Genomic DNA, 15,381 nt, shown 5'->3' with positions numbered 1-15,381 from the left:
CGCGACGAAATTCCGGACGCTGGACAATCGGCGTATCGGCACGGGGCTCAAAGCTGGGTCCAAACGCCGGATTTCATCGCAGCCTCAGTCTGTAGGCAAAGCCGGCTTTCCGACCTCACCAGGAAGGGCGTTGGACAATCATGCCGGTGCGCCTATCAGCCCGGCATGACGCATGTGTCGCCATTCAAGTGGAGCAGATTTTCATGTCGGTCGAGATCGATCCCTTTCACGCCATCGCGATAAGCCGGCTCGCTCATCGGATGCGAGCCGAGGGACGGTCCGTGATCCATATGGAGTTCGGCCAGCCCTCGACCGGCGCTCCGGCCGCAGCGATCGAGGCCGCGCATCACATCCTCGATGCCGATGGCATGGGCTATTGGGAAAGCCCTGCGCTCAAGGCGCGCATCGCGGCACATTATGGCGAAGCCTATGGAGTTTCGGTCCATCCGGAACAGGTCATCCTCACGTGCGGCGCTTCGCCCGCCTTCGTCCTCGCGCTCTCCTGCCTGTTTTCGCCCGGCGCGCGAGTTGCTTTGGCGCGGCCCGGTTATGTTGCGTACAGAAACACGCTCAAGGCGCTCCATCTCGAACCGGTCGAACTCGCCTGCGGCGAAGCCGAACGCTTCCAGATTACGGCCGACGCGGTCGAGCGCCTCGAACCCGCGCCGGACGGGCTGATCGTCGCGAGCCCGGCCAACCCCACCGGCACGATCATCCCGCCCGAGGAGCTCCGCGCCCTCGCCGAGGTCTGCAGGCGCCGCGGCATCGCGCTTGTCTCGGACGAGATCTATCACGGGCTGAGCTATACGCTGCCCGCCGAATCCATGCTGCAACACGCTCCCGACGCGCTGGTCGTCAACAGCTTCTCCAAATATTTCAGCATGGCGGGCTGGCGCCTTGGATGGCTCATCGTTCCCGAAAGCCTGATCGACGCCGCTCGCGCCCGAATGGGCAATCTGTTCCTGACGCCGCCCTCGCTCGCGCAACATGCCGGCCTGATCGCATTTGACTGCCGCGACGAGCTCGAAGGCCATATCCACACCTATGCGCGCAATCGCGAACTCCTGCTCAAGGCCCTTCCGGACATGGGTCTACGGCGGATCGCGCCGCCCGACGGGGCTTTCTATATCTATGCGGATGTCGGCCATCTCACGAATGACAGCCTCTCCTTTTGCGAAGCCTTGTTGCGCGATACGGGCGTCGCCATCGCCCCGGGGCTCGATTTCGATCCGGTCGATGGCAATAGCTTCATCCGCCTCAGCTTCGCCGTCTCCACCGACCTGGTCGAAGAAGCGATCCGGCGCATCGGACCATGGCTGGCTGCGAAAACGGCAGGCAGCGCGGACAATCCCTTGGTCGAAATCCGGTGCGACGGGACAAGCATTTAGCCCGATGCCGGATCGCGGCGTGGTCCGGCGCTGAAAATTCAGGGTAGTGGGTCGAGAAAGTCCAGAATGGCACGTCGCGCCTCGTCTTCGGACAGGAGCGGCGCATGCCCCACCCCCGCGACTTCGGCGTAGGCCATCTGCGGGGCGGCGCGGCGCATCTTGTCGGCGATCGGCCGCGACAGCAGGTCCGAAAGCTCGCCGCGGATCAGCAGCGTGGGGTGTCCCCGCGCAAGCTTGAGGAACAGGAGCCAGACGAGCAGGGACCGGCGGGGCAGCGGCTTCGCCCGGATCGGGACCGCGATCGACGGGTCATAATCGAACACCGGACGCCCCTGCGCATCCGCGGTGCAGCCGCGCCCGGCGAGTGTTCGCCAGCCGTCTTCGGAGAGTCCGGGAAAAGCGACCGCGCTGGTGCGCTTGAAATAGGCGACCGCATCGTCCCACGTGTCGAGCGTCACCGGCTGGCCGGCATAGCCCGCGATGCGCGCGATCCCGGCCGGGTCGATCTCCGGCCCGACGTCGTTGAGGGTCGCGCTAGCGACAGCACGCCCCCGGCGCGCCGCCAGCAGCATCGTGATCAGACCGCCCATCGACGTGCCGATGAAATGCGCGCGCGCAATGCCGAGCGCGTCGAGCAACGCCAGCATGTCGCGCACATAAACCGGCAATTGATAGCGCATCGGGTCGTCGCTGCGGCCCGAACGTCCTCGCCCGCGGACATCGACCGCCAGCACGCGCCGCCCCGTCGCCGCGAGCAACGGCGCCAGTTCCTCGAAATCGCGCGAATTGCGGGTGAGCCCGTGGATACAGATCACCGGCAACCGCGCCGCGCCGTCGGCGGCGGCATAGTCACGGGCAAAGAGCGGCACCCCGTCGGGCGCATGCCAGCGCCGCTCTTCGAAATCCGCCACGGTCAGAACCGGTATTCGGCCGAGAAACGCGCCGTACGCGGCGGCCCATAAAAGCCGATCACCGACTGTCCGAACTGGTTCGACGGGAAATTATAGCCGCCGGTCCGGTACCGGACGTCAAACAGGTTTCGTCCGTGCACGCCAAGCCGCCAGCGCTCGTCGGGCGAGGTCCATGTGACGCTGAGGTCGACGAGCGCATAGCCGTCCTGGTCGATCGAGGGGATCGGTATCTCGAAGAGATGCGTGTCGCTGCGGAACGAGATCGAAGGCAGGATGGCCATCCGCCCGCCCATGAAATCGGCCTGCCAGTTGAGCGAGGCGCTGCCCGTGAACTTCGGCGTATTCTGGAAACGCCGGAGGTCGGCGACGTCGACATTCTGGCCGGTGGCGAGGTCGAAGACGATGAATTCGTTGAACTTCGCATTGATATAACCAAAGCTGAAGTTCGCGCTGAAATTGCGGCTGAGCACCGCTTGCGCCTCGATCTCCGCGCCCCAGATGCGCGAGCTGCCGACATTGTCGACAAAGCTCACCACGCCGGGCGGCGGCGTGACCTTGGGCACCTGCGTCGTCACCTGCTGCCCCGCATAGTCGGTGTAGAAGAGCGCGGCATTCATCCGGAACTGGCCGTCGAGGAAATCGCCCTTGAGGCCGAGTTCGTAGGAATCGACGATTTCGGCATCATAGCCGTCCTTCGTCGCGGGCGTCGCGGTGGCATCGCCGCGCATGTCGAAGCCACCCGATTTGAAGCCGCGGCCATAAGCGGCATAGATGTTCACATCGTCGCTGGCGGCATAGGTCAGGCTGACGCGCGGCGTGAATTCCTCGAACGTGCGGCTGTTCGTATAATCGGTCAGGATCTGCGGCGTGTTGAACGGCGGCGGCAGGATCGGGACATAGGGCTTCAGCAGCGGGCTGCCGATCGTCCCGAAATAATTGGCCTTGAAGACCGTTCCGACCTTCTTGTCGCGCGTCCAGCGCGCGCCGAGCGACAGCTTGAGCCGTTCGGTCAGGTCGTAATTCATGTCGCCGAAGATCGCGAAACTCTCGGTATCGACCGACCCACTGGTGAGCTGGGTCAGCGCGGTCCCGGCACTCGGCCGCGGCACGAGGAGCGCTTCGGGGACGAGCCCGCGGCCAAGGATCGTGTCGAACGCGCCCGACGCCTTGGCATCGAGATAATAGACGCCGACGACGCCCTGCAGCGCGTCGGTCTCGATCTGCGCCTGAAACTCCTGGCTGAACTGGCGATCCTCATAGACCTTCCCCTTCGACGCGATGTCGAGGAAGGGCTGCGGCGTTCCGTCGAAATCGATCCCCGCGCCACTCGAATAGCCGTCGCGATAGGCGGTAATCGACTTGAGCGTGACCGCGTCGGACACGGCCCACTCGCCCGTCAGCGACACGCCCTGCGTCACGACCTTGTTCGTGTCGCCAACCCCGGCGAGCGTGTCATATTTGCCCGGAAGGACCGCCGTGTTGCTGTTGGGTTCGCGCAGTTCGCGGTGGCCATGGTTGGCGTTCGAGCGATCTTCGGTGCGATCCGCGGCAAGCCGGATGAAGACATCGTCGGAGGGCGCGATCTCGACCGACACGCGTCCGGCGATCACATCCTTGTTATTGGTTTCGGCGCCGGTGAAATAATTCTTGCCGTAGCCGTCGCGATTATACCAGGCGAAGGCGGCGCCGACCGAAATGGCACCGGAAACGGGCAGCGCGACCGACCCGGTCAGATTATATTCGTTGTAGCTGCCGACTTCACCCCGCACCTTGCCGCTGAAATCATGGCCGAGCCGCTTGGTCACATATTTGACCGCGCCGCCGATCGTGTTGCGGCCGTAGAGCGTGCCCTGCGGCCCGCGCAGCACCTCGATCCGCTCGATGTCGAAAATGTCGAGCACCGCGCCTTGCGGCCGCGCGATATAGATATCGTCGACATAGAGGCCGACGCCCGGCTCGAAGCCCCACAGCGGATCCTGCTGGCCAATGCCGCGAATGAAGGCGGTCAGGGTCGAGTTGGTGCCGCGCGAAACCTGAAGCGTGAGGTTCGGCGTCGACCGCTGGAGCGCGGTGATGTCGGGCGCGCCCTTCTGGTCGAGCGCGTCGGCGGTGAAGGCGGTGACCGAAATCGGAACATCCTGCAGGCTCTCCTCGCGCCGCCGCGCGGTGACGACGATTTCCTCGACCTGCGCGGTGCTCGCGCCGTCGGGGGACACCTCCTGCGCGGCGACACTTCCGCTCGTCATCGCGCCCAGCGTCGATCCGGCAAGCAGCATGTTTTTCAGCGCCCGGCGATATTCGGTCATCAGATCGTCCCTCCCATTCGAATCATTTAATACGATTCCGTATGAGATACTCTTAGTTACGACTGGCGTGTTAGGTCAACATTTTCGTATATGATTTCAAAAATCAGTTCGATTGCGGATGTAAAATGTCGCGAGCATTGACCTTGCGGACCGCACGCCCTACGCCTTGCTCCATGTCGCTGCCGCCGCTCCCGATCCAGCCGATCCTTCCGGGCGCGACCGGCGCGCCGGTCAAACGCGGCCCCAAGCCCAAGCTGACCGCCGAAGGCTGGTTCATCGCCGCGCTCGAACAGCTCGCGCTCGGTGGAATCGATGCGGTGCGTGTCGAGCTGCTCGCCGAGAAGCTCGGCGTCACCAAGGGCATGTTCTACGCGCGCTTCGACACGCGGGAGGGTTTCCTCGAAGCGATGGTCGATTACTGGCGCCAGCGGACGACCACCGGCCTCGTCGCCGAACTGATCGCGATGGATTCGGGACCCGAGGATCGGCTGACGCGACTCTTCGCGATCTCGCGCATGGATCGCGCCCGGACGGGGGCGTGGATCGAGGTGGCGATGCGCACCTGGGCGCTGACCGACGAACGCCCCAAACGCGCACTCGAAGAGATCGACCGGCACCGGCTGGTGTATTTCGAATCGGTGCTCGCGGCGAACGGCGTGCCAAGGGAACAGGTCCCCGCACGCGCTTTCCTGATCTACAGCTATGTGATCGGCGATACATTGCTTTCGGGCGATCGCGCGGCGATCCGCGACGCCTGCCAGGCCCTTTTGACCGCCCCCTGACGGTGGTTCGCCCGGGCGGCGATGCTTTGGCCCGCCGCCCGAACATGCAGGCAAACGGGCCAAAGGCATCGCGAACGACGCCCTAAGGCGCCGGCGTCCGGCCCGCGATCGCCGCCTCGATCAGGCCCTGCATTTCGTGCTCCAGCTCGGTGCCCTTGCGATCTCCGCCGCTCGAAATCTCGGTCGCGATCAGGCCGTAATAGCCGGTTTCGCGGTCGATCCAGCCAACCCAGCCATAAGCGCCGGGCGCCGAATTGATCATCGACGTCGCGCAGGCCGATGGCGTGTCGCATTCGACGAAGGAGCCCAGCGCATATTCCCAGTTCGAAGCGCCCGAGGGCACGAAGACGCGCGGCAGGCCCGTCGTGCGCGGCTGGGTAAAGGCGGCCATATCGGTCACGAAGGCGCCGCCGAGGAGCGCACGCAGCAGCTTGGCATAGTCGCGCGGGGTCGAATAGGCGCCCCCCGCCACCCACGGATTCGTCGGCGCGCTGCCCGCCGGATCATACCATGTCGTGCTCGTCATCCCGAGCGGCGTCGTGACATGCTGGGCGAAAAGTTCGTGGAAGTTGCGCTGGCGCGCCGGCGTCGTTCCGGGCTGGATGCTCACATCCTTCGCCTCGAGATAGGCGGCGGCGACCTGCATCCCATGCGGGCCATAGCTATATTGCGCACCCGGCGCGTTGCCGGGACGCAGGATGTCGTATCGCAGGTCGTGGATATTCTTCGCGCAATTGTACAGGACCAGCGCCGGTGTCAGCTGGCACCCTCCGACCAGCGGGCTACCGTTGAACCCCGACGTCATCGACAGCGCATGCTTCAGCTTGACGTCCTTCTTGGTCCCGGTCGTCGTCCAGAAGGCGAGCGGCGGCCGCATCGGGTCGTCCAGCGTGACAATCCCCGCCTGCGCCATCCGCATGGCGAGCGTTCCTGCGAACCATTTGGTGGCCGAGGCGAGCGGCGTCACCCGATCGATTCCGAAGCTGCCCTTCTCATATGCAAACAGATAGTCGGGGTCGGTGGCGTTACCGACGATGAAATAGCCGTTCGCGACTTCGGCGTCGGCATCGATGGCCGCCTGCAGCGCTGTCCAGTCGTAGGTATAACCGCCCACGGTTGTGGTCAGGCTGGCAGGCGACAACGCCGTCGGGGCCGACGCCGCGGAGCTGGCCGGGACGGCCGCTGCCGGGGGCAGTTGCACCATCGGACGCGCATCCCCCCTGCCGCGGTCCGCCACGCCGCTTTGCGCAAAGGCACCCGCGCCGACGACGACCGCACCCGCGGCGAGCCACGCCCATGTCTTTCGTTCAACCATATCGTCTCTCCCATCCTCTTCGTTGCACGTTTCGAAAGGAGGCGCCGCGGAATGCGGCGCGGCGGCCGCCGGATCAGAAGGAGATGCGTCCCTCGACCCCGATCACTCGCGGCTGGCTGTAACGGTTGATCGTCGGCGCCTGCGCGACATAGTAGACCTTGTCGAACAGGTTGTTCGCGAAGGCGCTGATGCTCACCTTCCCGAACTCGATCCCGACACGCAGGTTGACGAGCACATAGTCGTCGAGGTCGACCGAGGTCGCGGTCAGCTCCTGCTTCCCGCCCCATTGGCCGCTGACCAGGATGTTGCCGGTCAGCGAAACATCGTCCGCGACCGGGGTGCGCAGGTTGAGGTTCGCCGAAGCGAGCCAGTCGGGCACCTGCGCGAGGTCGAGCCCGTCGTACCGCCCGCTCTTCACCTTGCCGCCCTGCCGCGACCCGCTCAGCGCCAGACGCCCGTTGCCTTGGCCAAGGTCGAAGCCCTGGCTGTATTCGGCTTCGACGCCCCAGCTCTTCGCATCGCCCGCGTTGGTGAGATAGCTCACCGCCGCGACCGGGCAGGTCGGGTTGGTCAGCGCGCAGCCGTCGTCGACCTGCGCGATCAGATCGTCGAGCTGGGTATAATAGCCCGCGACCGCAAAATAGCCGCGCCGCATCGGGCTGCCCTTGAAACCGACCTCGTAGCTGGTGCTGTTTTCGTTGCCGAACAACACCTGCACCGGGCTCGGCGCGCGCGGGTCGGACAGGCGCGTGTTGAAGCCGCCGGCGCGATAGCTGCTCCCGACCTTGGCATAGGCGAGGATGTCGGACGCCAGCTTGTACGACAGCGTCGCATTGTAGGAGAGATTGTCGGCGGTGATGCTGTCGTCAATGATCCGCGAGGGCCCGCCGGTCGGGAGCCCGGTGCCGAGATCATAGAGCCGCGCGCTGATGCTGCGGCTGTCGTGCGTATAGCGCAATTCGCCGGTGATATTGAGGCTGTCGGTCAGGTCGAAGCCGAGCGAACCATAGGCGGCATAGCTTTCGAAATGGAGCCGCGCGGGCGCGATATTGCCCGGTGACACATTGACGAGCGTCGGCGTGCGCGTCGTCGTCACCGAAAAATCGCTGTCGAGGAGGAGCATTTCTGCCCCCACCAGCCAGGTCAGCCGGTCGTTCGATCCGCTGACATGGATGTCCTGCGAGAAATTGTCGGTCGTATCGACCACATAGGACGCGCTGCCCGGGTCGAGCGGGGTCAGCGGCCCGACTTCGCCCGCGGCGCGCGCACGCGCCAGTTCGGCGGGGCTGACCGCATCATTGTCGAGATCATATTCGCTGTGCCGCTTGCGGAAGGAGGTCGTCGAGGTGAGGTCGGCGCCGCCAAGGTCGACGCGCACGATCGCTTGCAACCCGTCGACGTCCTGCGACGCCCGCGGCGCGGTGCTCCACGGATAGCGGAAACGGTCCTGGATATAGCCGCCCGGAAAGCCCGGCGTGCCGGCCGGAATGAAGATTTGATAATGGATCGACGGCGTCGTCAGCCGCTGCGTCTCGGCCATGATCACCGCGTCGACCGGTCCGCGCTTCAGGCGGATCTGCCCGCGCAGGCCATGCCCCTTCTGCCGGTCGAAATAGACGTCGTTGTCGGGGTTGTAGAAAAAGCCCTTGTCCTGTTCGACCAGGTCGCCGCTGATCCGCGCCGCGATCCCGTCGCCCAGCGGCACATTCACCGCGCCCTGCAATTGCAGGCTGTTGTTCTCGAACCCGTATCGCACGCTCGCCCAACCCGACAGGTCGAATTCGGGCTCGGCCGATATGATGTTGATCGCGCCGCCGACCGCGTTGCGGCCGTAGAGCGCACCCTGCGTCCCGCGCAGCACCTCGACGCGGCCGATGTCGAGCATATCGAGGCGCGTGAAGTTGCGCCCGCCGACCGGACCGCCCGCGATATAGGCGCCGTTGCGATAGAGGCCGACGCTCGGGTCACCGTTGGTCGCGCGCGCTGTCGACGACGCGCGGATCGAAATTTCGGACGTGATCGACGAGCTGAGATTGTTGAAGCGCACGCTCGGCTGGTCGGCGAGGAGGTCGCCGCTTCCGGTCGCCCCGCCGCGATCGTTGAGCGACGTCGCGTCGATCACCGATGCCGCGGTCGGCACGTCGGACAGGCGTTCCTCGCGGCGCCGCGCGGTGACGACGATCGCGCCGTCATCCCCCGCTTCCGCCGCCGTATCGGCCGGAAGAGCCTCGGGAGCCCGATCCTGGGCGGAAGCGGGCGCGGCGGCCGCCACCCAGAGCGCGGCCGTGCCGAAAAGAAGCTGCGCCTTGCGTCCCATAAATCCCTCCCATGTCGTTATTGCAATTATTATCGATAATTTTGTGCATATGGCAACGCGAGTCAAGCCGGAAACATCGCCCTTGCGGCGACGCCGGTCAGCGGCGGACGGGAATGATGGCGGTGAGGAAGTCGCGAACCGCTTGCGCCGTAGCGGCAAGCGGCGCGGGCGCGACGACCGAAAGATTGTCGGTCGGCGCGTGATGATGGCGGTGCGCGCCGAAAATCCCGGCGTGATGCGGATAGCCGGCCTTGACCACTTCGGAGAGTTCGCCCGCGACCCCTTCGGTCGAGGGATAAGCCATCTCCAGTCCCGGCAACCCCCTGAAATCCGACCGGGCGCGATCGACGAAGGCGGCCGAGGTCATCAGGAAGCGAAAGGGATCGGCGCTCGGCAACGGCAACAGGCGCCCCGGCATGTCCTGATAGTCGCGCGTCGCGACATTGGCGCCGAGATGCAGCCAGAGATCGGCGTCGGCGGGAGGCGGCCCGACCTTTTCGACGATATGGCTGGCACCCAGATTTTCATATTCATGCCCGCTGTTGCAGACGAAGAGCAGGCTATGATCGGGGAAGGCGCGCGGCATCCATTCGGCGAGCGCGAGCCAGATCGCGAAACCCGGCCCGCGTTCGCCCGCGCAATCGGTCCAGCCCGAGCGCGGGGTCGAGACCACGAGCCAGCGGCGCCCCTCGCGCACACGCCGCGCCACGACATTCTCCGCGACGCGCGAACCGCCCTTTCCGTTCAGCACCAGCGTCGCCGGCCGCCCCTGCCGCGCCGCTTCGATGACGGGCGCCGCAAGGCGCGGCGCCAGCAGTGCCAACGGCTTGCCCGACAGCGGCGCATCGGCCGGCGCATTGAGGAGCAGCGCTTCGCCGGTGGGTCCTGTGGTCACAAGGATGACCGCGGCCGCCCCCCCGCGCCAGCGCGTCGGCCAGCGGATCGCGCACCGCCCGGTCGAGCAGGCTCGACCAGCGGCGATAGGGCAGCCGCACCACCGCGATCGCGCCATCGAGCCGATCGCTGACCTCCGCAAGCCGCAGCGGCGCCTCGATCCCGCCAACGCCCGTCGGCACGGCGAGCGGCTGCGCCACCAGGGGAATTTTCCGGTCGCCGAGCGTCAATTCGCATGTCGCCGTTTCGAACCAGGGCACGTCGAACGACTGGCGCTCGACCGCAAAGCCCGCCGCAGCAAGCCGCCGCGCGGCCCAGTCGGCCGCCCAGCGATCGCCCGCCCCGCCCGACTGCTTATTGCCCGCTTCGGCGTAAGCCTTCACATCGGCGAAAAGCCGTTCGGCCGCAAATATGGCATCATCGCCCCTCGCGGCGAGGGCGGTAGCAGCCTGAAAAGCGATCGGCGCCGCAAGCCCTGCCTTCAGCAGGCTCCGCCGGCCGGCGTATCCCCGCGTCACGACGCGCGGGCGCGGCGACGGCCGGGCTTTGCCTTGGTCCGCCGCGCCTTATATTCCGCCAGCGCCTCGGCGAAATTCTGCTGCGATGTAGCGATCAGGTCGCGCGCGACGCGGTCGGCGTCGTCGGGTTCGCGCGCGACGATATGCCGGCAAAGCTGCTCATAGAGCACCGCCGACCGGCGGCCGACCTCGCCCTCGCCGTGCGTCGCGACAAACTCATCGGTGTAGACATTGTGCTGCCACCGCGCGAGCAGCGCCAGCCGGTCGAGCAGCTCGAGCGCCATCGGCGCATTCGATCGCTTGGCGATGAAACGGCCGATCCGGTTCGAGACCCTGAGGTGCTCGGCGGAATTGGTGGTTCGTTCGGTCACATCCTTATATTCGATCAGCCGGTGCATCAGCTCGCGCCCGTCGCGGTCGCTCATCGCCGTGCAGGCGAGGCGGCAAACGACCCCGAAGAGCGCCTTCCACAGCTCGTAGATCTCATCCGCCCCATGATCGTCGACGTCGATCGCATAAGCGCCGCGCCAGGGCACGACCTTGACCAGCCCGATGCTGGCGAGATGCCGAAAGGCCTCGCGAACGGGCGCGTGGCTGACCCCGAAGCGCGCCGCAATCTCTCGCTCGCGCAGCCACGACCCCGGCGGAATCCGCCATTCGACGATGTCGTCGGTCAGCAACCGTGCGATTACCCGGTCCTGTGTCGGCGCCTGCTCGTCGTCGGTCTTCGTCGCGGCCATTTTTACCCGTTCGGCTCCCTGTCTGCCGGTGCCATCCTAGATCGGGAAAACACGGGAGCAAACGATCATTGAAGTTCGGGATATTATCGATAATAATGACAAAAACAAGCATCGGAATCGGGAGCCGGATTTGAAACGCATTGCCCTCCTCCTCCTGCTCGCGGGCTGCGCGGCAGCCCCGGCGGTGCGGGCCGCCCCCGCTTCCGGCTGTGCCGCGGCGCTGGCCTATTCGTCGGCGCATCAAGGCGTCGCCGTGCTCGTCCTCGAGGACGGGAAGGTTCGCTGCGCCTCCGACGACGTCTCGACACCGCAGGAACTCTGGTCGGGGACCAAGAGCCTGGTCGGCCTGATGGCGGCGGCGGCGGTCCAGGACGGACTGCTCACGCTCGACGAACCCGCGTCGGCCACGCTCGCCGAATGGCGCGAGGACCCAAAAAAGGCCGCGATCACGATCCGGCAATTGCTGGCGATGACCAGCGGACAGGCGTCGACCGTCGGCCGGCCACGGGGCTATCTCGACTCGGTGAACGCCCCGCTCGCCGCCGATCCCGGCACGACGTTCCAATATGGCCCCGCGCCGATGCAGATCATCGGCGAGATCATGCGCCGCAAGCTGGCCGCCGCAAGCCTCGATGCCGATCCGCGCCGCTATCTCGAGCGCCGCATCCTGACCCCGATCGGGGTGACGATCGGCGACTGGCGCAATGGACCGGACGGCGCGCCTCTGATGCCGCAGGGGCTGGTGCTCGCCGCAGAGCAATGGGCAAAAGTCGGCGAATTCGTGCGCCGCGGCGGCACGCAGGACGGCAAGGCGCTTGTCGATCCCGCGGCATTGCCCGAGCTGTTCAAGGGAAGCGAGGCCAACCCGGCCTATGGCCTGACCTGGTGGCTTCCGCGGGCGAGCCCCTCCGGCGACCCCGTCACGCGCTCGACCGACATCGTCGCCCATGCCGCGACGCTCCCGGCCGACCTCGTGGTCGCGGCAGGCGCCGGCGACCAGCGCCTGTACGTCATCCCGTCACAGCGGCTGACGATCGTGCGGCAGGCGAAACTGGATATCGCAGCGCTTGCCGCCGGGAAAAAGAGTGGCTGGTCCGATACAAATTTCCTGTCTTTCTTCCTCTCTCCGGTCGGCAAATGACGGGATGTTGCGGGCGATTGGAGGCTGTTCGCATTCAGGCGGTCAGATATTCAACTTTGATCGCGCGGGATGATACTCTATATCATTCAGATGGAGACAGATTTCGACGCTCGCCAGCCTGATCATGGGCTTTTCCACGAAATCACCAAGCTTCACGGCCCGCTTCCCTGGGGCAGTTTGCTCGACGCCGGGACCGGCACCCATTCGATCGGCTGGGTCGGATCGCTTGCGACCGACCGCTGGACCGCGGTGAGCGGCGCCGAAGCCCATGCCGCGCAAACGGCCGACGCGATTGCAGCCAAGCGCCGCGCGGTCGACCGGATCGTCGTCGGCAACTGGGCCGATCCCGCGCTGCTCGCCGGCGAGCGTTACGACACGGTGCTCGCCGACTATCTGCTCGGCGCAATCGACGGCTTTGCCCCCTATTTCCAGCACCGGCTGTTCGCGCGGCTGCGTCCGCTCGTCGGGCGGCGGCTCTATGTCGTCGGGCTGGAACCCTATGTCGTCGGCGAACCCGGCAGCGCGGAGGCGCGCCTTGTCTGGGAGATCGGGCGTTTTCGCGATGCCTGCCTGCTGCTTGCTGGCGAACAGCCCTATCGCGAATATCCGCCGCAATGGGCGGTCGATCATCTCGAGGCGTCGGGATACCGCGTCATCGCGGCGAAGCGCTTCGCGAACCGGTACAAGGAACGCTTCGTCAACAGCCAGATCGACATGTGCGCCCCGCGGCTTGCGAAGATCGCCGATCGCGACCTCGCCGCCGCGCTTGCCGCGCGCGGCGAGGCGCTGCGCGCCGAAGCCCTCGCGCTTGCCGAAAGCGCGGACGGGCTGCGCCACGGCTTCGACTATATATTGGCGGCCGAACCCGCCTGACCGGCGCGCGCCGGATCGGCGGAAGGAGGGACGCGAGACGAAGTGCCCCTCCTTCCGGCCGCCCCCTTTGGCCTAGAAGCTGGTCCGCAGCCCGAAGACGAAATTGCGTCCGCGCAGCGGCGACGCATTTTTGATGAAGGATGCGTGGTTATAGGCGAGCTCGTTGGTCAAATTGGTCGCGCGCACGAACAATTCGGCATCGGCCTTCGGCCCGAGCTCCAGCTTGTAGGCGAGGGTCGCGTTGAGCATGTCGTAACCCGGCGTCCGCGTTTCGAACGCGGCGATTCGCTCCTGTTCGAAGACATGATAATATTCGACGTCACCCGACAAAGCCCCCCAACGCCCATCGGCGCGCGCGCCAAGACGGCCGGCGGGAATGCGGGGCAGGTCGCCAAGGTCGCCTTTAAGCTTGGCGCGGACATAATCGCCGAACAGCGACACGCCGACATCGCCGAAGTCATGCCGTACCTCGCCGTCGACCCCGGTGAAGGTGGCGTCGGCGGCGGTGTAGCGGATCAGGCGGAAATCCTCGAACCGGTCGAGCGTGTTCGCGAAGATATAATCGTCGAAATCCTGATGATAGGCGCCGATGGTAAAGGTCGTCGCGCCCTTCGTCTTGCGGAAGGTCAGGTCGACCGACTTGCCCGTTTCCTTGCCCAGCGTCGGGGTGCCGAGTTCATAGGTGTTCGTCGCAAGGTGGATGCCGCGCGCATAAAGCTCCTGCACATTGGGCGCACGCTGCGAGCGCGCGAGCGACAGCGCGAGCGAATAATCGCCCCCGATGTCCCAGATCGCCGCGCCCGAGATCGAGAAGGGCCTGTGGCTGACCTCGCGGTTCCGCGTCGTCTCGATCCGCTGCCATTCCTGCCGCGCCGCCAGTTCGAAGCGCACCGGACCGGCTGTCAGCGTTTCCATCAGGAAGAGCGCGGTGCTCCGCGTCTCGCTTTCGGGCAGGAAGGCTTCTTCGCCGACCGCGCTGAACTTGCTCTCCGAATGCTGGACCCCGAACGCGCCGCGCAAAGGACCGATCGGCTTGTGCGCCAGTTCGAAGCGCAGCTCGTGCGCCTTGTTCTTGAAGGTCGTTGCGACCTCGTCATGCTCGATCTCGTCATGCTCATAATCGGTGAACGACAGGCGAAAGCGGACCTTTTCGAACCCCGGCAGCGGATCTTCATATTCGCTGCGGATATCGAAACGTTCGCTGCGCAATTTGACGAAGGGCACCTCTTCATGCTCGTGGTCATGATCATGGTCGTGGTCATGATCTTCGTCGTCGTGTCCGTGGCTGCCGCAGTGCAGGCTGCTGCCGTGCGGGTGACAGCCCTCATAATCATGGCTGTGCCCGGGCAGGCCATATTCGCTGCGCTGGCGCGTGTAGGCGACGCCCAGATAGCCGCCGCTGCCCACCCATGAACCGCCGACGGTGAAGGTCGACGTGTCGTTGTACGACCCGTCGACATGGCGTTCGCCGAACCCCTTGGGCACGCGATAGTCGTTCGACGATCGGTGGACGCCCTCGACGCGCAGGGCGAGCCCCTGTCCGCCGATGGTGATCCCGCCGACCAGCGATCGTTCGTCGTCGGCGGTCCCAAAGCGGCCCTCGACGGTGCCCGCGATGCCGCCGTCGGGGATCGAGGTCGGAACCTTCTCGTCGAGCAGGTTGATCGCGCCGCCGATCGCGCTGCCGCCATAGAGCAGCGCCGAGGGGCCACGCAGCACTTCGATCCCGCGCAGCAGCAGCGGTTCGGTGGTGACCGCATGGTCGGGCGAAATCGCCGAGGCGTCATGGACGCTCGCGCCGTCGGAGAGCGCCTGGACGCGCGGCGCGGTCTGCCCGCGAATGACCGGCCGGCTCGCGCCGCCGCCGAAATTGTCGAAATGGATGCCCGGCTGTCCGGCGAGCGTGTCGCCCAGCGTGGCTTGGCGGCGATGGATCAGCTCCTCGCCCGAGAGCGTGATCACCGGCGTCGCGGTTTCGTCGGCGCGCAGGCCGAGGACATTGGCCGACACGACGATCTCGGGATCGGCGGTGCTGCCGGCTTGAAGATAGCCCGCATGCGGCGCGGCGGCCGGCTTGACGGACGGAGCCGGTTCGGCCGCGAAGGCAATATGCGGAACAGCCGCCGGAACCGCGGCGGACAGGAGGAGAGCTCGAAACTTCACAAAAACCCCTTTCTTATCTGGACGCGGGCCGTA

General features: G+C 65.9%; 11 protein-coding genes. 4 read left to right on the top strand and 7 right to left on the bottom strand.

Annotated features, from left to right (window positions below):
- Positions 1-203: 203 nt before the first annotated feature.
- Positions 204-1,388, top strand: a complete 1,185-nt coding sequence (locus ACIPPQ_RS03020; RefSeq protein WP_446542719.1) for an aminotransferase class I/II-fold pyridoxal phosphate-dependent enzyme — start codon at positions 204-206, stop codon at positions 1,386-1,388.
- Between the two features lie 38 nt (positions 1,389-1,426).
- On the opposite strand, the gene ACIPPQ_RS03015 is transcribed toward ACIPPQ_RS03020, so the two are convergent.
- Entirely contained in the window at positions 1,427-2,299 is an 873-nt protein-coding gene (locus ACIPPQ_RS03015) for an alpha/beta fold hydrolase (protein WP_446542718.1), read from the bottom strand.
- Between the two features lie 2 nt (positions 2,300-2,301).
- Positions 2,302-4,605: a TonB-dependent receptor gene (locus ACIPPQ_RS03010; RefSeq protein ID WP_446542717.1), complete on the bottom strand. Its 2,304-nt coding sequence runs from the start codon at positions 4,603-4,605 to the stop codon at positions 2,302-2,304.
- 173 nt (positions 4,606-4,778) lie between these two features.
- Here ACIPPQ_RS03010 and ACIPPQ_RS03005 point away from each other — a divergent pair, with 173 nt between their 5' ends.
- Entirely contained in the window at positions 4,779-5,387 is a 609-nt protein-coding gene (locus ACIPPQ_RS03005) for a TetR/AcrR family transcriptional regulator (protein WP_446542716.1), read from the top strand.
- A gap of 82 nt (positions 5,388-5,469) precedes the next feature.
- Here ACIPPQ_RS03005 and ACIPPQ_RS03000 read toward each other — a convergent pair whose 3' ends face one another.
- The 4 genes from ACIPPQ_RS03000 to ACIPPQ_RS02985 form a co-directional block, all read right to left on the bottom strand.
- Positions 5,470-6,702: a serine hydrolase domain-containing protein gene (locus ACIPPQ_RS03000; RefSeq protein ID WP_446542715.1), complete on the bottom strand. Its 1,233-nt coding sequence runs from the start codon at positions 6,700-6,702 to the stop codon at positions 5,470-5,472.
- A gap of 73 nt (positions 6,703-6,775) precedes the next feature.
- Complete coding sequence (locus ACIPPQ_RS02995; protein WP_446542714.1) at positions 6,776-9,019, bottom strand: TonB-dependent receptor; 2,244 nt, start codon at positions 9,017-9,019, stop codon at positions 6,776-6,778.
- 97 nt (positions 9,020-9,116) lie between these two features.
- A complete protein-coding gene (locus ACIPPQ_RS02990) occupies positions 9,117-9,914 on the bottom strand; it encodes a hypothetical protein (protein ID WP_446542713.1) in 798 nt (265 codons plus the stop codon).
- Positions 9,915-10,427: 513 nt separating this feature from the next.
- On the bottom strand, positions 10,428-11,171 hold the full coding sequence (locus ACIPPQ_RS02985; RefSeq protein WP_088474317.1) for a GntR family transcriptional regulator: 744 nt from the start codon (positions 11,169-11,171) through the stop codon (positions 10,428-10,430).
- A 130-nt stretch (positions 11,172-11,301) separates the two neighbouring features.
- Between ACIPPQ_RS02985 and ACIPPQ_RS02980 the strand changes: the two genes are divergently transcribed.
- Positions 11,302-12,312, top strand: a complete 1,011-nt coding sequence (locus tag ACIPPQ_RS02980) for a serine hydrolase domain-containing protein (protein WP_446542712.1) — start codon at positions 11,302-11,304, stop codon at positions 12,310-12,312.
- A gap of 69 nt (positions 12,313-12,381) precedes the next feature.
- Positions 12,382-13,185: a hypothetical protein gene (locus ACIPPQ_RS02975; RefSeq protein WP_446542711.1), complete on the top strand. Its 804-nt coding sequence runs from the start codon at positions 12,382-12,384 to the stop codon at positions 13,183-13,185.
- A 72-nt stretch (positions 13,186-13,257) separates the two neighbouring features.
- Here ACIPPQ_RS02975 and ACIPPQ_RS02970 read toward each other — a convergent pair whose 3' ends face one another.
- A complete protein-coding gene (locus ACIPPQ_RS02970) occupies positions 13,258-15,348 on the bottom strand; it encodes a TonB-dependent receptor domain-containing protein (RefSeq protein ID WP_446542710.1) in 2,091 nt (696 codons plus the stop codon).
- Positions 15,349-15,381: the final 33 nt, after the last annotated feature.

Source organism: Sphingopyxis sp. LARHCG72 (assembly GCF_052871675.1).
Note: the sequence above shows the minus strand (reverse complement) of the source record. Positions and strands in the feature narration are given on the sequence as shown.

Excerpts from the sequence above, each read along its gene's own strand:
- ACIPPQ_RS03000 (WP_446542715.1), bottom strand. The coding sequence starts at position 6,702 with ATGGTTGAACGAAAGACATGGGCGTGGCTCGCCGCGGGTGCGGTCGTC.
- ACIPPQ_RS03010 (WP_446542717.1), bottom strand. The coding sequence starts at position 4,605 with ATGACCGAATATCGCCGGGCGCTGAAAAACATGCTGCTTGCCGGATCG.
- ACIPPQ_RS03020 (WP_446542719.1), top strand. The coding sequence starts at position 204 with ATGTCGGTCGAGATCGATCCCTTTCACGCCATCGCGATAAGCCGGCTC.
- ACIPPQ_RS03005 (WP_446542716.1), top strand. The coding sequence starts at position 4,779 with ATGTCGCTGCCGCCGCTCCCGATCCAGCCGATCCTTCCGGGCGCGACC.
- ACIPPQ_RS02995 (WP_446542714.1), bottom strand. The coding sequence starts at position 9,019 with ATGGGACGCAAGGCGCAGCTTCTTTTCGGCACGGCCGCGCTCTGGGTG.
- ACIPPQ_RS02985 (WP_088474317.1), bottom strand. The coding sequence starts at position 11,171 with ATGGCCGCGACGAAGACCGACGACGAGCAGGCGCCGACACAGGACCGG.
- ACIPPQ_RS02975 (WP_446542711.1), top strand. The coding sequence starts at position 12,382 with ATGATACTCTATATCATTCAGATGGAGACAGATTTCGACGCTCGCCAG.